At 39.8% G+C, this 25762-nt stretch carries 23 protein-coding genes; 11 read left to right on the top strand and 12 right to left on the bottom strand.

Features of this window, described 5'->3' with window-relative positions; all coding sequences use genetic code 11:
* Nucleotides 1–15: 15 nt before the first annotated feature.
* On the bottom strand, nt 16–402 hold the full coding sequence (gene rpsI, locus LC454_RS07375) for a 30S ribosomal protein S9 (protein ID WP_077437656.1): 387 nt from the start codon (nt 400–402) through the stop codon (nt 16–18).
* Nucleotides 403–413: 11 nt separating this feature from the next.
* Entirely contained in the window at nt 414–857 is a 444-nt protein-coding gene (gene rplM / locus LC454_RS07370; protein WP_120262245.1) for a 50S ribosomal protein L13, read from the bottom strand.
* A gap of 235 nt (nt 858–1092) precedes the next feature.
* Here rplM and LC454_RS07365 point away from each other — a divergent pair, with 235 nt between their 5' ends.
* The 5 genes from LC454_RS07365 (at nt 1093) to LC454_RS07345 (ending at nt 6970) form a co-directional block, all read left to right on the top strand.
* Complete coding sequence (locus tag LC454_RS07365) at nt 1093–2814, top strand: hypothetical protein (RefSeq protein WP_223581106.1); 1722 nt, start codon at nt 1093–1095, stop codon at nt 2812–2814.
* A complete protein-coding gene (locus tag LC454_RS07360) occupies nt 2804–3607 on the top strand; it encodes a DUF4292 domain-containing protein (RefSeq protein ID WP_223581104.1) in 804 nt (267 codons plus the stop codon). Before LC454_RS07365 ends, LC454_RS07360 begins: the two co-directional genes overlap by 11 nt.
* Before the next feature lie 108 nt (nt 3608–3715).
* Nucleotides 3716–5029 (top strand): murein hydrolase activator EnvC family protein, encoded by a 1314-nt coding sequence (locus LC454_RS07355; protein WP_223581102.1) that lies wholly within the window; start codon nt 3716–3718, stop codon nt 5027–5029.
* A gap of 93 nt (nt 5030–5122) precedes the next feature.
* Entirely contained in the window at nt 5123–5320 is a 198-nt protein-coding gene (tatA, locus tag LC454_RS07350; RefSeq protein WP_208642640.1) for a twin-arginine translocase TatA/TatE family subunit, read from the top strand.
* A gap of 183 nt (nt 5321–5503) precedes the next feature.
* Nucleotides 5504–6970 carry a LysM peptidoglycan-binding domain-containing protein gene (locus LC454_RS07345; protein WP_223581100.1) on the top strand — a complete coding sequence of 489 codons (1467 nt, stop codon included), beginning with the start codon at nt 5504–5506 and terminating at the stop codon, nt 6968–6970.
* Nucleotides 6971–6978: 8 nt separating this feature from the next.
* Here the strand turns inward: LC454_RS07345 and LC454_RS07340 are convergent, their stop codons facing one another.
* Both LC454_RS07340 and LC454_RS07335 read right to left on the bottom strand, forming a co-directional pair.
* A complete protein-coding gene (locus LC454_RS07340; protein ID WP_223581098.1) occupies nt 6979–7491 on the bottom strand; it encodes a phosphoribosyltransferase family protein in 513 nt (170 codons plus the stop codon).
* Between the two features lie 105 nt (nt 7492–7596).
* Nucleotides 7597–8178, bottom strand: coding sequence for a C40 family peptidase (locus tag LC454_RS07335; protein WP_120262252.1), 582 nt, complete (start codon nt 8176–8178; stop codon nt 7597–7599).
* A 528-nt stretch (nt 8179–8706) separates the two neighbouring features.
* On the opposite strand from LC454_RS07335, the gene thrA reads away from it, so the two are divergent.
* The 5 genes from thrA to LC454_RS07310 all read left to right on the top strand — a co-directional run bounded on the left by thrA (nt 8707) and on the right by LC454_RS07310 (nt 16288).
* On the top strand, nt 8707–11154 hold the full coding sequence (thrA, locus tag LC454_RS07330) for a bifunctional aspartate kinase/homoserine dehydrogenase I (protein ID WP_223581096.1): 2448 nt from the start codon (nt 8707–8709) through the stop codon (nt 11152–11154).
* 88 nt (nt 11155–11242) lie between these two features.
* Entirely contained in the window at nt 11243–12181 is a 939-nt protein-coding gene (locus LC454_RS07325; RefSeq protein ID WP_223581220.1) for a homoserine kinase, read from the top strand.
* Nucleotides 12182–12308: 127 nt separating this feature from the next.
* A complete protein-coding gene (gene thrC, locus LC454_RS07320; RefSeq protein WP_223581094.1) occupies nt 12309–13616 on the top strand; it encodes a threonine synthase in 1308 nt (435 codons plus the stop codon).
* Nucleotides 13617–13843: 227 nt separating this feature from the next.
* Nucleotides 13844–15031 carry a class I SAM-dependent rRNA methyltransferase gene (locus LC454_RS07315; protein WP_223581092.1) on the top strand — a complete coding sequence of 396 codons (1188 nt, stop codon included), beginning with the start codon at nt 13844–13846 and terminating at the stop codon, nt 15029–15031.
* 60 nt (nt 15032–15091) lie between these two features.
* Nucleotides 15092–16288: an MFS transporter gene (locus tag LC454_RS07310; protein ID WP_262903043.1), complete on the top strand. Its 1197-nt coding sequence runs from the start codon at nt 15092–15094 to the stop codon at nt 16286–16288.
* A 145-nt stretch (nt 16289–16433) separates the two neighbouring features.
* On the opposite strand, the gene LC454_RS07305 is transcribed toward LC454_RS07310, so the two are convergent.
* From LC454_RS07305 to LC454_RS07275, 7 genes are all read right to left on the bottom strand, one after another.
* Complete coding sequence (locus LC454_RS07305) at nt 16434–17195, bottom strand: SGNH/GDSL hydrolase family protein (protein WP_223581090.1); 762 nt, start codon at nt 17193–17195, stop codon at nt 16434–16436.
* A 34-nt stretch (nt 17196–17229) separates the two neighbouring features.
* Nucleotides 17230–18417, bottom strand: a complete 1188-nt coding sequence (locus tag LC454_RS07300) for an aspartate aminotransferase family protein (RefSeq protein WP_223581088.1) — start codon at nt 18415–18417, stop codon at nt 17230–17232.
* A gap of 61 nt (nt 18418–18478) precedes the next feature.
* Nucleotides 18479–18898 carry a hypothetical protein gene (locus LC454_RS07295; RefSeq protein WP_223581086.1) on the bottom strand — a complete coding sequence of 140 codons (420 nt, stop codon included), beginning with the start codon at nt 18896–18898 and terminating at the stop codon, nt 18479–18481.
* Nucleotides 18898–19956, bottom strand: a complete 1059-nt coding sequence (locus LC454_RS07290) for a hypothetical protein (protein ID WP_223581084.1) — start codon at nt 19954–19956, stop codon at nt 18898–18900. The genes LC454_RS07295 and LC454_RS07290 overlap by 1 nt, the downstream gene beginning before the upstream one ends.
* Before the next feature lie 33 nt (nt 19957–19989).
* Nucleotides 19990–20535: an RNA polymerase sigma factor gene (locus LC454_RS07285; protein WP_223581082.1), complete on the bottom strand. Its 546-nt coding sequence runs from the start codon at nt 20533–20535 to the stop codon at nt 19990–19992.
* A 21-nt stretch (nt 20536–20556) separates the two neighbouring features.
* The gene (locus LC454_RS07280) at nt 20557–21510 is read right to left on the bottom strand and encodes a transketolase family protein (protein ID WP_077437638.1); all 954 of its coding nucleotides are present in this window, start codon (nt 21508–21510) and stop codon (nt 20557–20559) included.
* A gap of 2 nt (nt 21511–21512) precedes the next feature.
* Nucleotides 21513–22361, bottom strand: coding sequence for a transketolase (locus tag LC454_RS07275; protein WP_223581080.1), 849 nt, complete (start codon nt 22359–22361; stop codon nt 21513–21515).
* A 223-nt stretch (nt 22362–22584) separates the two neighbouring features.
* On the opposite strand from LC454_RS07275, the gene LC454_RS07270 reads away from it, so the two are divergent.
* A complete protein-coding gene (locus LC454_RS07270) occupies nt 22585–25008 on the top strand; it encodes a glycoside hydrolase family 3 N-terminal domain-containing protein (protein WP_223581078.1) in 2424 nt (807 codons plus the stop codon).
* Between the two features lie 136 nt (nt 25009–25144).
* On the opposite strand, the gene LC454_RS07265 is transcribed toward LC454_RS07270, so the two are convergent.
* The gene (locus LC454_RS07265; RefSeq protein WP_120262262.1) at nt 25145–25699 is read right to left on the bottom strand and encodes a NifU family protein; all 555 of its coding nucleotides are present in this window, start codon (nt 25697–25699) and stop codon (nt 25145–25147) included.
* Between the last annotated feature and the right edge of the window lie 63 nt (nt 25700–25762).

Raw genomic sequence — 25762 nt, 5'->3', positions numbered from 1 at the left:
TTGATCCTCCTTTGATTAACGTTTACTGAATTGGAATCTTCTACGAGCTTTACGACGTCCTGGTTTCTTACGCTCAACCATACGGTCATCACGTGTTACTAAACCTTTAGCGCGTAATGCAGGTTTAACTTCTGGGTTAAGCTCAACCAAAGCTTTTGCGATCGCTAAGCGAACAGCTTCTGCTTGACCTTTAACACCACCTCCGTTAACGTTTACTTTTACATCAAAGTTTGCTAATTCACCAGCTACGCTCAATGATTGAGTAGCGATGTATTGCAAAGGTAATGTTGGGAAATACTCTTTGTAGTCTTTACCGTTTATGATAATGTTTCCGCTACCAGCAGTTAAGTAAATGCGGGCAACAGCAGTTTTTCTTCTTCCTGAAGTGTTAGTTGTTGACATGTCGATGTTCCTTAAAATTTAACTGGTTTTGGACTTTGTGCTTCATGTTTGTGCTCAGTACCAGCATAAACGTAAAGGTTCTTAAACAATTGACGACCTAAACGGTTTTTAGGAAGCATACCACGAACAGCTTTCTCAATGATGCGCTCAGGGAATTTAGCCATTAACTCTTTAGGAGAAACGAAACGTTGACCACCTGGGTATCCAGTGTAGCGTACGTAAACTTTGTCGCCTAATTTGTTTCCTGTCAATCTAATTTTGTCTGCATTGATAACAATAACGTTATCTCCACAGTCTACGTGTGGGGTGAATGTAGGCTTGTGCTTACCACGAATTACTTTCGCGATGTTGCTCGCCAAACGCCCCAAAATCTCTCCTTCAGCGTCAACAACGATCCACTCTTTGTTAACGGTGTTCTTGTTGGCAGAGACAGTTTTGTAACTTAACGTATTCACTTGCTTTTGTTTAAATAATTTGTAAATTTTTATTTATCTTCCCCTTATCACAAGGGTCTGCAAAGGTACATCTATTATTCTATATTTTAAAATCTATTTCACTTATTTTGTTGGAAACGAGCTAAGTTTCTAATTGGGAGGGCCAATCTCAATATTTTTACAACTTCCTCGAAGGAATATTGTTACATTAGTTAGTATATTGCAGGAAGAATTTTTAATTATTTAGTGGAAGTAGATGAGATTGAATTTTTTAGATAAACGAGTTGTTATAAGTTTTGTTGGATTTCTTTTTGGTACAGTCAGCCTAGTGCAGGCCCAGTCATTGGAGAAGAAGAGCAAACCCTATGATGCGCGGCTCAAAAATGTACAAGAAATATTAAAGCAAGGGAAAATCGGTCCTGGTGTAGATTCTTTAGATGCCATATTAGCGGATTACCCAAAAGCAGATGAGATCTATTTCACAAAGGCTATCCTTTTTGCTCAAATGCGAAATCAGGATGCCGCAATAGATGCCATAAAGGCGGCCTTAGAAATTCAACAGAAACCTGAGTATCTAAGTTTTGCAGTCGATGCCTTTAAAAGCAAAAATGATGCGGATAGCGCACTGATCTATCTGGATAAATTGATCAACATAGATGAAAATAACACAGCTTCATTGAAACGTGAACGTGTTATGCTTCTTTTTAATGGGGGGTATAAAGACATAGCGCTCGAATATTTTTTTAAAACAAAAGAAATCGAAACTCCTTCCGATACGCTTGATATGGTGGGTAGTGTGCTGTTGAATGATGCTGGTGACTACAATGCCGTAATCGGTCTCCTGAAACCTTGGGCTGATAAAGGTACTAAATTGGCTCAGGTATATGGGCAATTGGCACAGGCTTATAATCTTTCTAAAAACTCAAAACTTGCATTGGAATATATCAATAAGGGTATTCAAACTTCACAGGAGGACTTCCTTTATTTTGATTTAGCCGACCTGTACCGGCTAGATAAGAAAAGTAAATTATCATTTGATGCATTAAAAAAAGGATTTCAATCAAAAAAAATTGATTTCGGAGACAAAAATAGAATTATCATGACCTTGTTGGGACCTAAAAGTCCCTATTCCAATGCGCAGCTTTTGGAATTAGCTAATATTTTAGTAGAGGTGCACCCGCGCATTGCGGAGAGCCATATGGCCAAAGGGCAGGTATTGTGGCTGAACGAAGATAAAACAGCAGCACAAAGTTCGCTGGCAGTGGCTGTAAGTATGAATCCTTATCAGATCGACGCATGGCGGATGTTGATGAGTTTGGATATGGATAAAGGAGAATTTGATCAAGCTATAGCCCATGGGGGAGAAGCCCTACATTATGTGGCCAATAATTCTACCATACTCTATTTCACAAGTATGGCCTACCTGATGAAAAAGGATACAGAGAATAGTCGTAAGTTTATGGAGGCAGCATTGAATAATGCGCAGGACGAAACACCTTTTTTACAAGCGAATATCTATGGAGGACTAGGTGATATCTACAATACATTAAAGATGTATAAAGAATCGGATGCTGCCTATATGGAGGCGATTCGATTGGATAGCACAAATGTGACTGCCATGAACAATTTAGCGTACTATTTATCGTTAAGAAAAGAGCGGCTGGATGAAGCGACGAAATATGCAGCAATGGCTACGAAATTGCAGCCCAACAACGGAACATTCGAAGATACCTACGCTTGGGTTTTATTTGCCGATGGTAAATATGAAGATGCGCTGGTTTGGATTCAAAAAGCAATGAAAAATACAAGTCCACCGACGGCAGTCTTACTTGAGCATTATGGTGATATTTTGTTCAAATTGGGTAAGACCGGTGAAGCGCTCAAACAATGGAATCTAGCACTGGAAAAAGGTTTGGATTCTGATGAAAGTAAACAGAAAGTAAAAAGGAAGATTGAGACAAAAAGCTATGTGGAATAAAATTGTTTGGGTAGGTATTCTGGTGACTTTGCTTTCTTCTTGTAGCTCCAAAAAGAAACTGTTGAAAGGAGCAGATCTCAAATCAGAGAATGAACTGGTTATTAAAGACAATACACGTGAAGCAAAGAAAACGACACTGCGTAATCTTTTTTTGACCAATTTAAGCTATTCGACCTTTTCAGGAAAGGCAAAAATGCGTCTCGATCTGGGTAAGGATAAGTTTGATGTTACCTCTAATATCCGGATCGAAAAAGATAAAAAGATCTGGATTTCGATTTCAGCAACCCTTGGAATTGAAGTCGCCCGGGTTTTAATTACGCCGGATAGCGTGCAGATTCTGAATAAGTTTCAGAATGAGTATATGGTCAAACCATTTGACTATCTCTATCGTTTTGCAAGCCCTGATCTTACTTTTTCTAACCTACAGGATTTGCTTTTGGCGAATATATCCGTTAATCTTCTGTCAGATATCGATGCGGTGAATTTTAAACAAGATCCAAATTCTGTGCAGTTAGATGGAAAACTGAATGAACTTGATTTCTTATACAAATTGAACAACAATAATCGCCCTTACCAGTTCAGACTGTCACAGTTGTCAAAAAAACAACTATTGGAGGCAAATTATGGAGAATATGCAATGGCTTCCGGTCAGGAATTTCCGATGCTGCTAAAAATGATTATTTCAGATGGACGTCAGGAGATAAAAACAGAGTTTAATTTTAACAAAGTGACATTTAATGAACCGGTTGAAATGCCTTTTTCAGTGTCATCGCGATATAAAGTAATCCGATAAGAAGTTATCTATTTCCATTAGATTTATTACTTTCGCATTTAGTTTGCTATTGTAAATGAAAAAAATGGGGTTAGGAAAGGAGCAAACACTAAATAAATAGTACTGTAAATGAACTTTAAAAAGACGATATTTGGTATAGTAGCATTCATTTTGATGATTGGTATTTCTGCTGCTCAGACGAGAGCCGAGTTGGAAAAGCAGCGGGAAAAACTCACTCGAGAAATTGCTGAATTGCAGAATACTGTGAAAGAAATAGCCAAGGAAAAATCGTTGACACAGCAACAGGTAACAGCCTTGAGTAAGCAGATCAACTTGCGTGAACAAAAGATAAATACAATCACTTCTGAAGTAGCAGTCATCAATAAACATATTAACGCGAATACAGCAGCAGTAAATAAATTGAAGGCCGAACTGGAAAAAATGAAACGTGACTATGAAAAGATGGTCATGTTTGCTTTTCGGAATCGCAATGCCTACAATAAACTGATGTTTATTTTTGCTTCCAAGGATTTTAATCAAGGATTTAGACGCGTAAAATATTTGCAGCAATTTAATGATTCAAGGAAATTAAAGGCCGCAGATATCGAGAATACGAAGAAACAGATCGAGCAAAAAATTGCGCAATTGCAGGCCGATCGAAATAAGCAGGTGGCACTGATGAAAGAGCAAGAAACGGAGAAGAGGACGATCTCTCAACAACGCTCTGTTTACTCTGGGCAATTGAGTGACCTCATTGTTACAGAACGTGGTGTGAAAAAAGATATCACGCAAAAACAAAAAGAAGAACGTCGTATCAATGCTGCTATCAAAGAAATCATTAGAAGAGAGATCGAAGCTGAAAGAAGACGTGCAGAAGCTGCCCGTCGTGCTGCCGAAGCAGCCGCAGAACGTAATCGGAAAGCAAATGAATCTGCAAATGCTTCGAAAGGTAAAAACAATACGAGTACAAAAAGTAGTAATACCGCACGGAAATCAGATTCTGAGGTCTTACGTAGCACACCAGAAGCAATCAAGCTTTCAAATGATTTTAGATCTAATCGTGGTAGCTTGCCTTGGCCGGTTTCCAATGCAAAAGTTATGCAAGGTTTTGGTGGTGAAAGCGTCGGTAGAAATGTGAACTGGGATCACGAGTCCGTGAAAATTCAAACATCCAGCGGAGCTGCTGTCAAAGCTGTTTTTGCAGGTGAAGTAAGTAGCGTGTTGACCATGTATGGGCAACGTATTGTGATGATCAAACACGGTGAGTACTTTACAGTATATAATAACTTAGGTAGTGTAAGTGTTTCTAAGGGACAGAAGGTAAGTACGGGGCAAACAATCGGTACGGCAGATGTGGATTCAGATACAGGTGTACCAATGGTCGACTTCTCTGTTTATCAGGGATCAACACCATTGAATCCGATGTCATGGTTGGCGAGATAAGAAATAATTACTATATTTAATAATTATCACTACATTTGTAAAGAGGGAGAATAGATTTAGTTTAAAAGAATTGAAAAACAAGAAATTATAGATATGTCAACATCATTTTTAATCATGGGTTTGGGAGCGAATGAGATTATCCTCATTGTAATAGCATTGTTACTATTATTCGGAGGTAAGAAGATTCCTGAGTTGATGCGCGGATTGGGTAAGGGGGTGAAAGAGTTCAAAGAAGGTCAAAAAGAAGATTCTTCGGCTGAAAAGAAATCTGAAGTAGAAGATAACAAATAAGGATAATTTTATCCCATATAGCATAAATACGATTTTGTGAGGAACAAAATCGTATTTTGTTTTATCCTGGACCTATAGCTGAATAGGGCAGAACCATTTTTATACTAAAATCCATTTCTAAGCGTTTAGATTATTGTTGATTTTTTAAGAAGAAAAATCAGACCTGGATTTAACAGTAAATTTATGATCGGAAAACAGACGTTAATTTCAATACTAGGAGGGCTGTGCTATGTGCTGCCTATCATGGCTCAGGAAAGCGCTGTAGAAGGCATGAGAGAAGCCACACATCAGGTTATTCAAGGAAGGATTGACAGAGAGAAGCAGGAGATTTATCAATACCTCGACAGTGTCAAATCTTCAGGAAATAATCGACAGGATGATTCCGCCATTACCGAAGACGAAATACAGCTCGTTCGCAAACTCAAAGCCATCGAACGAGAAGTACCCTTAAATTACTCTCCACAGGTGAAAAGCCTGATCTCCAAATATACCTCCAATAATTACAATCCTTATATGTGTAGAATGATGGGACTTGGACAGTATTACTTTCCAATGTTTGATCGGATCATGGATGAGGTGGGGGTGCCTAGAGAACTGAAATATCTGAGTGTGGTCGAATCGTCTTTGAATCCGCGTGATATTTCAAGTGCTGGTGCTACCGGATTATGGCAGTTGATGTATTATGAAGCAAAGACCTATAACTTGACTGTGGATAGCTATACAGATCAGCGTATGGATCCCATCGCTTCCAGTTACGCGATCGCGAAGATATTAAAGGAAGCTTATCAAGAATATGGTGACTGGCTTTTGGCAATCGCATCATACAATGGTGGGAAAGGTGCTGTGGGCAGGGCTATTAAACGATCGGGTAAAGATAAACCTACTTTTTGGGATATTGCTCCCTATCTGACACAACAAACACAAAACTATATTCCCAAATTCATTGCTATGACTTATGCGATGAAGTATGCCGAGGAAAACGATATAAATGCAGCTGATACAGAGCTCTCTCTGAGAACCCAAGCATTAGACATCAATAAACGGATCTCGTTAAATCAGATAGCAACAGCTTTAGATGTATCCAAAGAAACCCTCCGCGCACTAAATCCTAGCTTTAAGAAGAATATTTTAAATGGTACAGAGGAAGCTCCATTAAGATTAGTTTTGCCTGTATTGGATAAGAAAATAGCTACCGAGGAGCTATATGCCGCTCTCAATACACCTATACCCACTTCAGTGATGGCTAGTTCGGGCACTAACGAACCTGCCGAACTTTTAAAAGATGGAAAATATAAGGTGAAAGTCGGAGAAACATTTGCTTCAGTAGCTGAGAAATTTGAGGTTACTGTTCAGGATATAAAGTCTTGGAATAGCCTACGTGGAAATAAAATCGTACCGGGGCAAAATCTATTGATCAAGAAGGAAGATAATTTTGTCAATGCTAAATTAGCGCATAATGCTGAAAAATCGGTTAAGAAGAGTCAACAACGGGCTGCTAGCCGTACAGCGTATTATGTGGTTAAAAAGGGTGATACCTTATCCCAAATTGCTGATAAAAACGGTGTATCTGTTAGCCGGTTAAAAAGTGATAATGATCTTAATGGAAGCCGGATCAAACCGGGAATGAAATTGAAAGTATCAAAGAAATAGCAACATGGTTATACTAACCATGCTGCATCTTCTTCGTTATCAAATTCCTCTAGGGTAACAGTGACATGCTCTTTTAGGATCGTAGACAATTTGGTGCCATAGTAGTCACTAAAGATTGGGAACTTGTGATGGCTCCGATCAATCAATACCGCTGTTCTCATCTTCCTTAATGGAACATTGAGAAACACACCTAAACCATAGGCCAGTGCTCTACCACTATTTAATACATCATCAACCAGGATGATTGTTTTGTCTTTTGCAATATCAACAGGTAAATCTGTATTAGCACTCAAAGACCGGCTTGTTTTCTTCATGGTAACTTTAATCAAAAGAATTTCCTTGTCTGAGATATCCTTTAATATCGCCTGCAGGCGTTGCGCAAATACATAACCCCGATCGGCAATCCCAACTAAAACAAGTGTTTCGTCTTCAAAATTGTCTTCTAAAATCTGATAGGCAATACGGATAGACTTCTGTTTTATTTGTTCTTTATTTAAGATGAGCGTTTTCTTTGAAGACATAATAGTATTTCAATGATTATAGGGTAAAAATAGGATATTAAATTGTATAAAAAAAGTCCAAAGCCGTTTAAAGCTTTGGACTTTTTTATGTCGATAACTGAACCCCTAGTTCAGTTTATTATCTTTTTCTGCTTTCAATATTTCGGCAGTTAGCGATTTATTGTCTTCTGGTAAACGTCCTCCATTATAATAATAGCGCCTCCAGTAAGGTTCGTCCAAATTGCTGATCATAACACCCTTGCTGGAAGAAGCATGAGCAAATTTATTATCACCAATGTAAACACCCACATGCGTAATGCTTCTACTTCTGATTTTAAAGAATACCAAATCCCCTGCTTTCAACTCATTCTTCTCTACAGTCTTAACTTGCGAATACTGGTTACGGCTATTGTAACCCAATGACGTGTTAAATACTTTGTCATATAATTCGTAAGAAAATTTAGAACAATCAATGCCTCGTTTTGAATCTCCGCCCAAACGGTATGGAGTACCTAGCCATTCGTAAACAAATTGATAAAGTTTGGTGTTTGTTGTTGCTGAGACTGCAACACCCATAATTTGTGAGAAGTATTCTTTGGCAAGGTTATCAGGATCTGATTCAGGTTTGGAGTTTCTGTTGGTTTGTGCCTGCGACACTAGACATAAGCCGATAAATAGCATTGATGCTATAAATTTCTTTGTTTTCATTAAATCGCTTTTTTGTACAACATTTAACTTTTAAAATTCAATACTGTCATCTATTTTGGACAGCACTGTTGCGAATATAATACAATATCAGTTTAAGGTCAAATTTTTTTAAAGCTATTTAACGAAATTTTAACAATTTTAACATCTTTCTTAACGCTTTTTGGAGATGTTGAAATTTAATCGGTCTGTCGAACTTTTACTACAAGCAGGTGGTGGTTTCAGACTCCCAAGAATAGCGGTGTTATGCTAGAATACTATTCTTTAAGGCTTGTTTTTGTGAAACTGAAAAAAAATATCAATTTTCTTTAGGAATGTGATAATATTTGTTCTATATTTACAACACATAAGCAAAAACAATGAACACAAACACAATTATTACAACGATTATTATTACCACCGGGATAAAACTCAGGAGGAAGTAGTTTCATTGTATATAATTGTAGACACAATATTTCGAAGCGCTTTCCTCAAAAAGGAAAGCGCTTTTTTTATCACATAAATCAAACTAAACAAACAGTATAGATCAGTATGAAAGTTTTAAAATTTGGAGGAACTTCAGTCGGAACAGTAGAAAGTCTCAAAGCAGTCTTAAGTATTGTTAAGAAATCCTACGACGCTAAGGAAAAGCCCCTTGTGGTGTTATCCGCGATGTCAGGTGTGACAAATTTACTAACCCAATTGGCAGAAGACGCAGCTGAAGGGAAGTCTTTTTCGGATGGACTTAAATCTTTGGAAGATAAACATTTTGCAGTTGTGAAAGAACTTCTCGCAGTGAAGTTTCAAAATCCTGTCTTCACGAAACTTAAGTTATTTTTCAATGAGATCGAGGATCTTCTCCAGGGGATTTTTGCACTGAGAGAATTGAGCAATCAAAGCAAAGACTTAATTCTCAGCTATGGTGAGCGCTGCTCCAATTATATGGTTTCTAAAGTCATGGAACAGTACATACCGGAAGCTTTATTTATAGATGCCTCACACTATGTAAAGACAGATTCTAATTTCGGGAATGCCCATTTAAATGAGGCATTGACCGAGCAGCTTGTGAAATCGATGTATATCACCCATGGTGACAAATTGCTGTTTGTGACTGGCTTTATCGGTAGCAACGAGAATGGCCGCATTACCACCTTAGGACGAGGGGGATCGGACTATACAGCCGCTATCTTTGGGTCTATATTAGATGCTACAGCGATCGAAATATGGACTGACGTTAACGGAATGCTGACCGCTGACCCCCGGATCGTGAAAAAAGCCTTCTCACTCCCCGTGCTTTCCTATACTGAGGCAATGGAACTATCTTATTTTGGTGCTAAAGTCATCTACCCACCCACCATGATCCCTGCATTCTTGAAAAAAATCCCAATTGTTATTCGCAATACTTTTGAACCTGATTTCTCAGGTACAGTGATCCAATTTGATAGCGGAAAAACAGCACTACCGATCAAAGGAATTTCTTCTATTTCGGATATTTCTGTGATCAATCTAAGTGGATCAGGAATGATTGGCAAGTCAGGGTTTAGTGGACGCCTTTTTACACTGCTGGCTAGGGAGCAAATCAATGTTGTATTGATTACACAATCGTCTTCCGAACACAGTATCACCTTTGCGGTCAACCCATCGGATGCGAAACGCGCGATCCAGCTGATCGAAATGGAATTCGAATTAGAAATTCAGGCGAATAAATTGGTCATCCCCGCTATCGAGGAAAACCTATCTGTACTGGCCATTGTCGGTGAAAATATGAAACGTACTCCGGGAATGTCCGGCCGGTTATTTTCTGCACTTGGAAGGAATGGTATCAATGTTCGGGCAATAGCACAAGGCTCATCCGAATACAATATTTCGGTCATCATCGGTAAAGAAGATTTGGCTAAAGCACTTAATGCTGTTCATGATGCTTTTTTTGCGGAGCTGAAAAAGACTTTACACGTGTTTAATATCGGTACAGGTAATATCGGTGCGACGTTATTTAAACAATTAGAGGATCAGCATGATTTTCTGCTCGATAAAAATGATATTGAGATCAAAGTTGTTGGAATTTCCAATAGCCGTAAAATGTTGTTCAATACCGAAGGTGTGGAACTAAATAATTGGTCAGCTGAACTCGAGAAAAATGGTTCCGAGGCAGATCTGGCTTTATTTATTGAAAAAATGAAGGCCCTGAACTTGCCAAACTGTGTTTTCATTGATAATACGGCTAGTAAATTGCCCGCAACATATTATGAAGATATCTTTAAATCCAATATCTCCATCGTAACCTGTAATAAAATTGCGAATTCTGGAAAATATGCACAATATAAGACGCTTCGCGATACTGCACATAAACATGGAGTGGATTTCTTCTATGAAACCAATGTTGGGGCCGGATTGCCTATCGTAAGGGTTCTTAAAGACTTGATGCTCAGTGGTGATCGTATCTTAAAGATCGAGGCTATTCTTTCAGGTACTATATCTTACATCTTTAACAATTTCAAAGATGATGCTACTTTTTTCAATGTTGTAAAGCAAGCACAAGAATTAGGCTATACTGAACCGGATCCAAGGGATGATCTGGGGGGAATAGACTTTATGCGTAAAATGTTGATTTTAGCGAGGGACGCAGGTTATCCTGTCGAAGCGGAAGACGTAGACCTTGGGCCAATTCTTCCAGCAGCCTGCCTGAAAGCTGAGACAGTAGATTCCTTCTATGCAGAATTACAAAAGGAGAATGCCTATTTTGAAGATATGAAAGCGCGTGCTGCCCGCGAGAACAAAGTAATCCGATATATCGGAAAACTGGAGAATGGAAAGGTTTCCATTGCGATCCAATTTGTTGATGAAAATCATCCTTTTTATGCTTTGTCGGGTAGTGATAATATTATTTCATTTACGACAGAACGGTATAAGGAACGTCCTTTGGTTGTCAAAGGGCCGGGGGCTGGAGCAGAAGTGACTGCTGCGGGTGTCTTTGCAGATTTAGTTAACGTAGGGGCATAAAACTAGTTTAGAGGAAATAACGACTGAAGTAATGGCCAATAATTTAAATGTAGAATATCTAAAAGGTAAAGTAATCGATTTAGACAAAATGTTACCCGAAGTTCGGGTATTTGCTCCCGCAACTGTAGCGAATATGATCTGTGGTTTTGATATCCTGGGCTTTGCTGTGGAGCAGCCTGGAGATGAGGTGATCATGCGACGCAAGGAGCAACCCGGCGTGACTATCAAGCAAATTACAGGAGATGACGGTAGACTCCCGCTCGACCCGAGCAAAAATACTGTTTCGGCTTGTGTTCAGTACCTGTTGCAGGCGCTAAATATTGCTTCGAAAGTAGGTGTCGAAATTGAGTTGCACAAGCACATGCCAATCGGATCAGGCTTGGGATCCAGTGCTGCAAGTACGGTGGCTGGGCTCTTTGCGATCAATGTTATGCTTGGTAATCCATTGACAAAAGAAGAACTTTTACCATTTTGTGTCGAGGGTGAACGGTTGGCCTGTGGCACCGGACATGCTGATAATGTTGCACCAGCGCTTTATGGTGGTATTACGTTGATTAGAGGAAACGAACCCTTAGATGTTATTTCAATTCCTTCACCAAAGGAGTTAGTAGCAGCCGTGGTATTTCCACAAGTAGATGTCCCTACACGTGATGCCCGACAATTAATTAAAGATAAAGTCCTATTAAAAGATGCAGTGACACAATGGGGCAATATTGCCGGGTTGGTTGCGGCTTTATTTATGGAAGATTATGACCTGATTGCACGCAGTATGAAGGATATTCTGATTGAACCCACGCGAGCGATTTTGATTCCACAGTTTTATGAAATGAAGGAAATCGCTCTACAGCATGGTGCCTTGAGTTTCGGGATATCCGGTTCAGGCCCCTCCGTAGTCGCGATTACACGGGATGAGCAAATCGCAAAAAATATTGCAGATAGAATTCAGGCGCATCTCAAGGAAAATGAAATCGAGAGCTTCGGTTATGTGTCAAAGGTAAATGTCGAAGGGCCGAGGGTGTTAAATTAGAGATTTTACTGTACCATGCGTGTAAAAACTAAGCAAGGTGCAAAGTATCTTACAGATTGCATAAAAATAGTATAATGTGCTCTTTTTGATTAATCAGAATAGATGTACATCAAATAAGTATTAAAAGATGAAATTTTACAGTACAAATAATAAGACATTAGCTGTTTCTTTTAAAGACGCAGTGTTTAATTCGCTGCCAGCGGATAAAGGCTTGTATATGCCCGAGCAAATTCCGCAATTGGATCCATTGTTTATCAAAAATATACAACAGTATTCCCTGCAGGAAATTGCTTTGGAGGTTGCTTCAACTCTTTTGGGCAATGATATTCCTAAACCAGATCTAAAGAAGATTGTTGATGAAGCGATTAATTTTGAGGCACCTGTAAAATTCCTGAACAACAGTACAGCTGTTTTGGAGCTATTTCACGGGCCTTCTTATGCCTTTAAAGATTTTGGAGCCCGGTTTATGAGCCGTATCATGGGGTATTTTTCTAAAGCCGATGATAAGTTATTGGATGTACTTGTCGCAACTTCTGGAGATACAGGAGGAGCAGTAGCCTTAGGCTTCCTAGGAGTAGAGGGAACCCGCGTTACAATATTATACCCCAAAGGCAAAGTCTCCGAGGTGCAGGAGTTTCAATTGACTACAAATGGGCAAAATATACGTGCATTAGAGGTAGATGGCACGTTTGACGACTGTCAGGCACTTGTGAAGCAGGCTTTTAATGATGAGGAACTTAATCAGACTTTGCGGTTGACATCGGCCAATTCAATTAATATTGCCCGATTGATCCCACAGACCTTTTATTACTTTTATGCCTATGCACAACTAAGATCTCAAGGGATCAATGAAGTCGTATTTACTGTGCCGAGTGGTAATTTTGGGAATATTGGGGCAGGTTTATTAGCTTATAAAATGGGGCTTCCTGTCAAACATTTTGTGGCAGCAACAAATGTCAACGATACAGTACCACGATTTCTTTCTTCGGGACAATATGCGCCTAAACCTTCTGTTCAGACATTGAGTAATGCAATGGATGTTGGAGACCCAAGCAACTGGGTGCGGATTCAGGACCTTTTTGCAGGTAATCTAGCAGAGTTAAAAGCTATGCTCTCTTCTTATACCTTTACTGACGAGGAAACAAAAGCTGGGATGGACAGGCTTGTTCAAGATGCAAATTATATTGCCTGCCCTCATACCGCTATTGCTTGGTTGGGAGCACAAGCCTATGCGAAGGAATATCCAGGTACTTACGCTTCGGTATTCTTATCGACTGCACATCCTTGTAAATTCCCAGATGCGATAGATGCTGATGTGTTCGCAAAAATTGTATTGCCGGACGGTGCAGAAGCGTTGCAGGGAAAAGAAAAATTAGCGGAACCTTTGGCATTAAACTTCGAAGCGTTCAAAAGATATCTAATCAACCATAACTAAACGCGAAGGGGGCGATCTTTTTGAACGTCCCCTTTTTCTCTATTCGTAGCTCCTCCTATAATCTCTTTTCAAATCTTTAATTCTTTGGGGGCTTTCACTTTTTGGATAGTGTATTTATAAACTAGCTTTTATCGATTATGGCTTAGGTATTCGCTGTTTTTGTTGCTTATGCTATTTATATCGTATGTTTCATTTGGATGTCGAAATAATAAGTTAATTTTGCAGTAATGAAATCAGTTTATTTGAATAAGGGTAAGGATAAAGCTGCCTGGCAATTGCATCCTTGGGTATTTTCCGGAGCAATTAAATCATTGTCCGATAAGATTGAAGATGGCGAAATTGTAGGGGTTTACAATGCCGAGCGTGAGTTTATTGCGTACGGATTGTTTCACAATAGTTCGCGGGTAGCCATCCGTTTACTGGAATGGAATCCACAAGCTCAGATTGATGCGGATTGGTGGCGCACCCGTATTCAAAAGGCGGTGGCAGCTAGACAACATTTGCTGCAGGAAGGCATTACCAATACCGTTCGTTTGATTTTTGCCGAGGCAGACTTTCTTCCGGGATTAATCGTGGATAAGTATGCTGATTTTATTTCTATTCAGGTCCATTCTGTAGGAGTAGAAAAGGTTAAAGATATCATTATTGCGGAGCTAAATACGCTGTTAAATCCTACTGGAATCTATGAACGTAGTGATCTGAAATCTCGTGAGCATGAGGGTCTACCAGACACAAATGGTCTTTTGTCTGGCGAGGTACCACCTGAATTCGTGGACGTCATCGAAAATGGCCTTCATTATAAGGTAAATATCATTGATGGGCAAAAGTCAGGTTTCTATTGTGACCAACGTGAGAACAGGTTATTGACAGCGCAGTATGTTGCTGATAAAAGGGTATTGGATTGTTTCTGTTATTCTGGTGGATTTACACTGAATAGCTTAAAAGCTGGTGCAAGTGAAGTTGTGTCCGTAGATAGCTCTGCGTTGGCGATTGAAACTCTTGAAAAAAATGTTGCCGAAAACGGGTTTGAGCCAAGTCGGCATAAAGCAATATTGTCTGACGTCAATAAGCAATTACGTAAGTTTGTAGATGAGGGTGAAAAGTTCGATTTGATCGTCCTGGATCCACCAAAGTATGCACCTTCACGTTCAGCTTTGGAAAGAGCGTCGCGGGCTTATAAAGATTTAAATCGTCGGGGTTTAATGCTGTTGAATAGCGGTGGGTTATTGGCGACATTCTCTTGTTCCGGAGCGATGGATATGGATACCTTTAAACAGGTGCTTGCCTGGGCCGCATTGGACGCTGGTAAAGAGATACAGTTTATTCGACAATTCCATCAACCCGAAGATCATCCTGTTAGGGCCTCCTTTCCTGAAGGAGAATACCTCAAAGGACTGTTGGTACGTGTATTATAAATAAATGCAGATATATAGGTTGATTTGAATAAATCGACCTTTTTAATTTAAAGCGAAATCATGATCAAAGAAAAAGAAACTAGGCCTATTTTTTCTATTTTGTTTGCCGTGAGTATGGTGCACCTACTGAATGATCTTATTCAGGCTGTAATTCCTGCCACATACCCTTTATTAAAAGAAGAGCATCACCTGAGTTTTTCTCAGGTAGGAATGATTACATTAGTATATCAGATTGCAGCTTCAATTTTTCAGCCTGTTGTCGGCTCATTTACGGACAAACATCCTGTTCCATATTCACAGATTATCGGTATGTCCTTTTCGCTTGTGGGCATGTTGTTGTTTTCCCAGGCACATAGCTATGCCTGGATATTGTTCTCCGTTTTTCTCGTTGGTATCGGCTCCTCAATTTTCCATCCGGAGTCTTCACGTGTGGCTTACATGGCCTCAGGTGGCAGAAGGAGTATGGCGCAATCCATTTTTCAGATCGGTGGGAATGCAGGAACAGCTCTAGCACCTATTATAGTTGCTTTTCTGGTCTTACCTCGAGGACAGCAGGCTATTGCTTGGATGTGCTTATTTACAATTGTTGGCCAGTTTATTTCCTATTATATCGGTACTTGGTATAAGCGTCGACTTGCAAATGTTTCGAGATCAACAAAAAGGAATATTCGTGTTCCAGATCTTCCCAATTCACGTATTGTCGCAACTGTCATTATCCTATTGTTGTTGATCGTTTCCAAATATTTCTATATCGCAAGTATTACCAATTATTTTCAGTTTTATACAATGAAAAAATTTGGAATCAATGAGGTGGAGGCACAGGTGTATCTGTTTTATTTTCTGATTGCCGTAGCGGTGGGTACCCTACTGGGTGGAGCGTTTGGGGATCGTTTTGGACGGAAATATGTGATTTGGTTTTCCGTTTTAGGGGTGGCCCCCTTTGCGTTGGCCTTACCCTATGTTGGCCTCACAATGACGGGGATACTTATTGTGATCATCGGATTAATATTGTCATCTGCCTTTCCTGCAATTATTGTATACGCGCAGGAGTTATTGCCTAAGAAGCTGGGTATGGTTTCTGGTTTGTTTTATGGATTTGCATTTGGCATGGGGGGAATCGGGTCTGCGGTACTAGGATGGCAGGCGGATCATACATCTATCGAATTTATTTACCATCTGTGTTCGTATTTGCCCTTAATCGGTGTCGTCGCCTATTTTCTTCCTAATCTACAGAAAACACCCTATAAAGAGATTTAGAGTTCGATATATTAAAAAGCGGGAGTGTTCCAAAAGGTTGGATACTCCCGCTTTTCCTTAGTATTATTCGTATCCCTTTAAAAACCTCTTTTAAAGCAATCAATTCTCAGGGGACTTTTACTTTTTGGACAGTTTTCTCTTTATGCTATTTGATACAGTCCATCCAGGCTGCTGCCATCAGTTGCGCTCCAGCAAGAGTAGGGTGCACACCATCCGCTGCCCAATAGGCTCCTGGAGCAGTCTTTTGGGCATTGTCGAAGATTTTTTGATAGGGAAGGAGTATCGCGTTGAACTCTTTCGCAACATTACGTGCGGTCTCTTGATAGGCTAAAAATTTTGGGTACCAAGCATCTGTGATATGGCCTACACCTTTTACAGCAAAAGGTTCTCCAATAATCAGTTTAACATTCGGAAGTTTTTGTAATGTCTCCTGCAACAATTGCTGGTACTGCGACTTATATTCTTCAACAGTCGTTTTGGCGCCGCGGTCTATCGTTCGCCAAAAATCATTTACGCCGATCAAGATACTTAATACAGTTGGTTTGAATGCCAATGTATCCTCCGCCCAACGTTTTTGAAGGTCGGGAACACGATTGCCACTAATTCCAGTATTATAAACCTTCAGTTTCTTTGCGGCATATTTATTCAATAATTCGCTTGCGGCCAACAAGGCATACCCCTGACCTAGGGCTTTGGTGTCATTGGGATTTCTGTTATTCCTATCGCGGCCTACATCCGTAATGGAATCTCCTTGAAATAGGATGATATCTTCGTCATTCAAACTTATTTTTGAAGATTTGAAACTATCCTCATGGGCATAAGCTTCGTTGCCCAATAAATTGGCTCCAGTCAAAAGACCGGCGCCAATGATACTTTTTTTGATAAATGATCTGCGGTTTGTGCTCATTATTAGGTTTTTGTTATGCTTAAAGTTACATACTTTAAGCATACTTTTCCAAACCTTTTATAATGATGTTACAGGCTTTTTCAATTTCAGCATCCGTAATGGTCAATGGTGGAGCCACACGAAGCGCTGTTTCACAGTGAAGATACCAGTCAATCATGACACCATGTTCCGCGCAGTATTTACTGACGTTATAAACCTGATCAAAGTTGTCCAACTGTAAGCACATCATAAGGCCTTGACCTCGGATTTCTTTAATTGCTGGATGGCTGAGCTTTTCCCTAAATAAGTTGGCTTTATGGGCTACCTGTTCAACCAGTTTTTCCGATTTGATTACTGCGAGTGATGCACGTGCGGCAGCACAGCTCACGGGATGTCCTCCGAATGTGGTGATATGACCCAACATCGGGTTGTCTTTAATGACATCCATTACTTCTTTAGCGGTAACGAAGGCGCCCAATGGCATACCACCACCAATGCCTTTGGCCAACATCAGAATATCAGGTACAATACCGAAATGTTCGAAGGCAAACAGTTTTCCTGTACGACCAAAACCAGTCTGGATTTCATCGAAAATCAACAGGGTGCCAGTTTCGTCACAACGCTTTCTTACCGCTTGCATATAGGCTAGATCGGGAACTCTGACACCAGCTTCCCCTTGAATGGCTTCTAGGATCACGGCGGCAGTTTTATCTGTAATATTCGCTAGGTCCTGTGGATCATTAAACGTAATAAAGTCTATTTCTGGAAGGAGTGGGGCATAAGCCATACGATAATCATCGTTTCCAATAAGGCTAAGTGCACCCTGTGTACTTCCATGGTAGGCTTTTTTTGCAGCGATAATCTGTCTCCGCCCAGTATATTTCTTGGCTATTTTCATAGACCCTTCGACAGCTTCTGTACCACTGTTGGTCAGGTATACCGATTGAAAATTTGAAGGTAATTCCGCCAGTAATTCTGTCGCAAACTGGACTTGGGGAGCTTGTACAAATTCACCATAAACGGTGACATGCAAATATTGGTCGAGCTGAGCCTTTATTGCTTCGAGTACCTTGGGGTGACGATGTCCGATATTACTTACATTAAAACCGGAAACAAGATCCATATATTCTTCCCCATTTGGCCCATAAAGGTAGACACCCTCGGCCTTAACCACTTCAACCAATCTAGGTGAGCTAGAGGTCTGAGCGGTGTTCATTAAAAATAATTCTCTATTGCTTAACATGATTTTACAAATGTCCGAAAATAAAAAAGAAGTCTTCAAGACTTCTTTTTTATTTTCGGGATTATCTCCCTCTATTTTGTAAAGATTTATAGAGATGTTCCCTAAATTCCTGTTCTACTTCAAAGAATTGTGAAGCTCGGGCGTTGCCTATCACCTTGGCAAATTTTGCGCGGTACTCCTTTTTTATCTGTACTTCTTTGGCATCATATTGCAATACATCCCTCGATCCACCTCTAAAACTGTTTTTAGGGGCTCCATTCAGTTTTTCTTTCCGGATATCCCATAATGTTTGGCTATATTCATTATAGAGTGGAAAGAATTGCTGTGCTTCTTTGGGTGTTAAATCTAGTTCCTTAGTAATATAAGCTATCTTTTCATTTTCAATAGCTTGAAATCGATTTTTGTCTTGCGCAAAGCCCAAGGCAATAGAAAATATACTAAAGAACAATGTTATCCATATGTTTTTTTTGTTGAACATCATTATAAGGTATAGTTTAGATAATCTTCTATCTCTTGTTTAGATATGTTAGTACCAAATCCTTTCGTAGGAAGATTTGTTTCATCCGTATATTGGGACATATATATTATGTCATCACCCGAAGCCGATGCCGAAAGGTAATTAATAATTTCCTGCTTGGGTATTTCAGACAAATGTTGACTGAGCTGTTCTTCGGCTACATTATCTTGTGCGATCGTATTTTGCTGCTGGAATTGATAGCCCCAATATCCACCTAGGCCTAACATGGCTGTGAACGAAGCTGCTACAGCATATCGGGTATACCATTTTTTTGGCTTTCCTAAGCGACGGATCGGCGTTGAACCTCTTTCTTCTTTTATATCCTGAATAGCACCGATAATTTTGTCTGAAAGCGTATCAAAATAATGTGGAGGCAGGTCAAAACCTGTGGCAGGAACCGTATCTTTTAATTTTTCTTCTGCAATACGAGCGAAAATAGTTTCTTCAAGATCCGCATGATAATTTACAGGAAGATCGAAACCATCCGTTGAGATAACTTCCTTCAATTCTGCTTCCGCAATGCGAGCGAAAATAGTTTCTTCAAGATCTGCATGATAATTTACAGGAAGATCGAAACCATCCGTTGAGATAGCTTCCTTTAATTCTGCTTCCGCAACACGAGCGAAAATAGTATCTCCAAGATCCGTATGATAATCTACAGGAACAGCAAAGCCATCCGATTGGATTTTTTCTTTTAAGTTTTCTTCCGAAATTCGATGAAAGATGTTTTCTGTTAATTTATCCGAGTACTGTTCAGGAATAGCGAAGCCATCTCCAGCGACTTGAGCTTTGAGAGAGTCTGCTGCTATTTTGCTCAGCACAACATCAGGGAGCGAATCAAAGTATCCTTCAGGAACCTTGAATATAGATTCATCTTTGCATTCTATCCATTTGACTTGCGCTATTATTCTAGATTCTAAATCACTGAAATAATTTTCAGGCACGCCAAAAGGATTTTCACGCAATGATTCTGGAAGATGATTAGATTCCAGCCCATCATGATATGTGCTATTTTCCTTCATAGTATTTGTTAGAACCGAATTTCGCTAAAAGGTTTAATCGTGGTTGTTAAAAAAAGCCTCTATTTTTTTTACTGCCAAATGGTAAGATGCTTTTAGTGCACCAACACTTGTACCGAGTACATCAGAAATCTCTTCATACTTCATGTCTTCAAAATATTTCATATTGAAAACTAATTTCTGTTTCTCTGGTAATGTTAACAACGCCTGTTGCAATTTCATTTGAGCTTTGTCGCCATTAAAGTAATTGCCATCAGCAAGTGTTTCTGCTAAGTAAGCAGTCGTGTCGTCATCTAACGACACGTTCTGCTTTTGCTTTTTTTTATTTAAGAATGTAATACATTCGTTTGTTGCAATACGATATAGCCAGGTATACAATTGTGAGTCTTCACGGAAGCTCCCGAGGTTCTTCCATACTTTGACGAAAATATCCTGAACCACATCATCTGCATCATCATGATCGATTACCATTCTCCGCACATGCCAATAAATCTTTTGTTGATATTTTTTCAACAATAAACGGAAAGCTTCTTCTCGCGTACTTTCTTCGGCGAATTTTGCTATAATTAAAGCGTCATCCATATATTGACCTGTGTAGTTTTGTTATTTTCTTTTGATTACTTTCTGAGCCGCAGCAACGATAGCGTCAGCGTTCAAACCGTATTTTTCCATGAGTTGAGCTGGAGTACCTGATTCACCAAAACTATCGTTGACCGCTACATATTCTTGCGGGCTCGGTAATTCTTTGGCTAATACTTGCGCAACACTGTCGCCCAATCCACCAAGACGGTTGTGCTCTTCAGCAGTCACCACACATTTCGTTTTAGCAACTGATTTCAAGATCGCTTCTTCGTCCAACGGTTTGATTGTATGGATATTGATGATTTCGGCGTTGATACCCAATTCTGCCAATTTTTCACCCGCTTGGATGGCTTCCCATACCAAGTGACCTGTAGCGATGATGGTCACATCTGTACCTTCATTCAATAAGATTGCCTTTCCGATGACAAATTCTTGATCAGCCGGAGTAAAGTTAGGAACTACCGGACGACCAAAACGTAAATAAACCGGACCTTCAAATTTTGCCGCCGCAATAGTTGCTGCTTTTGTTTGGTTGAAGTCACAAGGGTTGATTACAGTCATTCCAGGTAACATTTTCATCAATCCAATGTCTTCCAAAATTTGGTGTGTAGCACCATCTTCACCCAAGGTTAATCCTGCATGAGAAGCAGCAATTTTTACATTTTTGCCTGAGTACGCGATAGATTGACGGATTTGGTCATATACACGACCTGTAGAGAAGTTGGCGAAAGTACCTGTGAAAGGAACTTTACCACCAATCGTAAGTCCAGCCGCGATGCCCATCATGTTTGCTTCAGCAATACCGATTTGGAAAAAGCGTTCTGGGAATTCTTTGATAAAATCGTTCATTTTCAATGAACCGATCAAATCAGCACATAATGCTACTACATTTTCATTTTGTTTTCCAGCTTCCAATAAGCCAGCACCAAAACCTGAACGTGTATCTTTTGACTCTGTGTAAGTATATTTTTTCATTTCTAGTAATCTCCTAAAGTTTCAGTAAGTTGATTCAATGCCGACGCCAATTGTTCGTCATTTGGAGCAACACCGTGCCATTTATGAGAACCCATCATGAAATCAACACCTTTTCCCATCTCTGTGTGCAATAAGATAACCACTGGTTTACCTTTTCCGGTGCGTGATTTTGCCTCTTCCAAGCCTGCAACTACTGAAGCCATATCATTTCCTTTAGTCACTTCCATCACATCCCAGCCAAAAGCTTCCCATTTTGCACGAAGATCGCCTAATGACAGTACCTGATCTGTCGATCCATCTATCTGTGCATTATTGTAATCAACAGCCGCAATCAAGTTGTCAATCTTGTTGTGTGGCGCATACATTGCAGCTTCCCAAACCTGGCCTTCCTGCAATTCACCATCACCCATTAATACATAAACTAGATTATTGTCTTTATTCAATCTTTTTGCCTGTGCGGCACCGATAGCAACGGATAATCCCTGACCCAAAGATCCTGACGCAATACGGATGCCTGGAAGACCTTCGTGTGTCGTTGGGTGACCCTGTAGTCTGGAGTTGATTTTTCTGAATGTTGCCAATTCGCTTACTTCAAAATAACCCGCACGTGCCAATGTACTGTAAAATACAGGTGAAATGTGTCCGTTTGACAAGAAGAATAAATCCTCTCCTTTTCCATCCATATCAAAGGAAGGATTACGTTTCATTGCATTGAAATAAAGCGCCACAAAGTAATCTGTACAACCTAAAGAACCACCTGGGTGTCCTGATTGACAAGCGTGTACCATACGTACGATATCACGTCTTACTTGTGATGCAATTTGTTCTAGTTTGTTAATATCTGCACTCATTTTTTTTGTTGGTTTCACAATTGGTCGTAAAGTTAACTATTTTTAAGCTAGATGCTTGTTAAAAAGTGAATTTCTTTATTTAGTATGGGGGGTATGGCGATGCGCATAGCTATTTGGTCAAATAGGTCCTTAGCTTGCGAACGGATACCATTTCAATTTTAGACCTTTTCATGTTAACTTTTTTTGTACCTTGCTTTTAATTATAAAACCCACAATTTTCAAGATGATGCCTAATCAATCTAAACGTTTTCTGTTTGTTGCGACATTTTCCGTACTACACTTCTATTCTTTTGCTCAGGATAAACCCGTTTACCACAAAGATTGGATTGACTTCAACAAAAATGGTAAAAAGGATATCTATGAAGATTCCAAACAATCCGTAGTAAGTCGAGTGGAGGACCTGTTGAGCCAGATGACGACGCAGGAAAAGGCGAATCAAACCGTTACACTCTATGGTTACGGAAGAGTATTGAAAGATGAACAACCTACAGCTGCCTGGGACAATGAGATTTGGAAACATGGATTGGCCAATATAGACGAGATGTTAAATAGCCTTGCCTATAATAAGTCCGCAAAAAGCTCTTTTTCTTATCCCTTCAGTCGTCATGCTGTTGCTTTGAATAATGTACAAAAGTGGTTTATCGAACATACCCGGCTAGGTATTCCAGTTGATTTTACTAATGAGGGAATACACGGTCTCAACCATGATCGGGCGACGCCACTACCGGCTCCGATTAATATTGGAAGCACCTGGAATACCAAATTGGTGAGGGGCGCAGGTGAAATAGTGGGGAGAGAAGCGAAATATTTAGGATATACCAATGTCTATGCCCCGATTCTGGATGTCTCCCGAGATCCAAGATGGGGACGTGTTGTGGAAACTTATGGTGAAAATCCCTTTCATATCGCAGAAATGGGTAAACAGGCTGTATTGGGTATTCAGCAAAATGGCATTGCGTCAACATTGAAACATTATGCCGTCTATTCTGTACCTAAAGGAGGACGAGATGGAAATGCAAGGACAGATCCACATGTTGGTTTTCGTGAAATGCATGAACTTCATCTATATCCATTTAAACGGGTTGTTAGAGAAGCCAAACCAATGGGTATCATGAGTAGTTATAATGACTATGATGGTGTGCCGGTCTCGTCAAGTAAATATTTTCTGCAAGATTTGTTACGGAAGGATTATGGATTTGAAGGATATATCGTTTCGGATAGTGAGGCGTTGGAGTTTATCAGCAGTAAACATCATGTTGCCGCGGACTATAAAGATGCAATACGGCAAGCCCTAGAGGGAGGACTAAATGTCCGGACGAATTTCGATCCACCGAGTACATATCTGACACCATTGATGGAACTTATCAACGAAGGCGGACTTGATATGAACGTATTGGATCAACGTGTTCGGGAAGTATTGACTGTCAAGTTTAAGTTAGGATTATTTGATCATCCACTTGCCGATAACACAACATTGGCTGATAAGAAAATCCATACGCAGGCCGATGAGGCTATTTCCCTGCAAGTGAATAGAGAATCCATTGTTTTGCTCAAGAATGAGCAGCAGCTATTACCTATAGATGTCAGTAAGTATAAGCGGATTTTGGTGACGGGACCTATGGCCGAAGCAACAAATTATACAACAAGTCGTTATGGCCCATCTAATAACCCAATTACAACCATTAAAGATGGTATTATCGAATATGCTAAAGGGAAGGCAGTCCAGGTAAACTATTTGAAAGGGGTGGATGTTGTCGATAAGAACTGGCCCGAAAGTGAAATTATCCCAACAGATCTGTCTAAAGAGGAAATCGAAAGCATGACCGCAGGTGTACGCCTAGGGAATGAGTCTGATTTGATTATTGCTGTCATGGGAGAGTCGGAACGTGAAGTTGGAGAAAGCCGGTCTCGCTCAGATCTCAATCTACCGGGTAAACAACGCGATTACCTAATGAAATTAAAAGAAACAGGAAAGCCTATCGTTCTGGTACTCGTTAATGGACGTCCATTATCTGTCAATTGGGAAAATAAATACTTGCCAGCCATTGTCGAAACTTGGTTTCTAAGTGGTCAATCTGGACATATTGTAGCAGATATGTTATTTGGGGAGTATAATCCGAGCGGAAAGCTTCCGATTTCATTCCCTAAATCTGTTGGACAGATCGAAATGAATTTCCCGACCAAGCCTGCGGCACAAGCGGGGCAACCCGGTGTTGGTCCCAATGGCTGGGGAAATAGTCGCGTTGTTGGATTTCTTTATCCTTTTGGTTATGGCTTAAGTTATACTGATTTTCAATTTTCAAATTTGCGTCTGAATAAAAAGCAGATTCGACCAACAGATTCGCTGACAGTTACAGTGGATGTACAGAATATCGGAAAAAGAAAAGGAGCAGAGGTCGTTCAACTTTATGTCAAGGATGTTGTTTCTTCTGTAACAACTTACGAGATGGATCTGCGTGGTTTCGAAAAAATCGAATTAAATCCCGGTGAGAAAAAGTCTGTCCAGTTTTCAATTTTACCGGCGCATCTTGAGTTGTTGGATCAATACAATAAATGGACTGTAGAGCCTGGGAAATTTGAAATCTTTATTGGAAATTCATCCGCTAATCTACCGTTGAAAGATTCATTTGATGTGACTAAAGAGTGATACTCATAGCGCCTGTTTGTGCAAAAGATATATCCCCTATTAGAGCATACTAGATACAACTAGCTATAAAAAGAAAAAGGATTCAGCAAAATTTCACATTGCTGAATCCTTTTAAAAATTCTTATGTTATCTATGATTACATTGCTTCGGCAACAACTTCTGTCACACCTGGAACCATACGTTTCAATAAACCTTCGATACCAGCTTTTAATGTGATCGTTGATGAAGGGCAGCCACTACATGAGCCTTTTAGCTCAACAGTTACGATACCTTCGTTGAAAGATTTGTAATGAATGGCACCACCATCTTGTTCAACAGCAGGTCTTACATAATCATGTAATACTTGTTGTATTTTCACTTCTGTTTCTGTTCCTTCAAAGTTTACTTCCGTATCGTGATGCACAGCTTTCACCGCAAGCTCAGATTCTACAGCACCTTTTACAAAGTCTTTCAATAAGGCCTCGATATCTTCCCATTCCGCATCTTCTGTTTTGGTAATGGTAACAAAATTGCTTGCAAAAAATACACCGTTTACGAAATTGAATTTGAACAATTCCAGCGCGAAAGGTGAATCTTGTGCAGCTTCTTTATTTGGGAAATCCACACTACCATTGATCAATAACTTATTGACCAAAAACTTCATAGTTGAAGGATTGGGAGTAGATTCTGTATATACGTTGATAGTAGCCATTTAAATTTTATTTTTATTCCAAACAAAGATAGATCAAAACAAGCGTTGTTAAGGTCATCTATA

It is taken from the genome of Sphingobacterium sp. GVS05A, from assembly GCF_019969845.1.
In the GTDB taxonomy this organism is placed as follows: Bacteria; Bacteroidota; Bacteroidia; order Sphingobacteriales; family Sphingobacteriaceae; genus Sphingobacterium.
The sequence above is the reverse complement of the archived record's forward strand: the minus strand, read 5'-3'. Positions and strand labels throughout refer to the sequence as shown.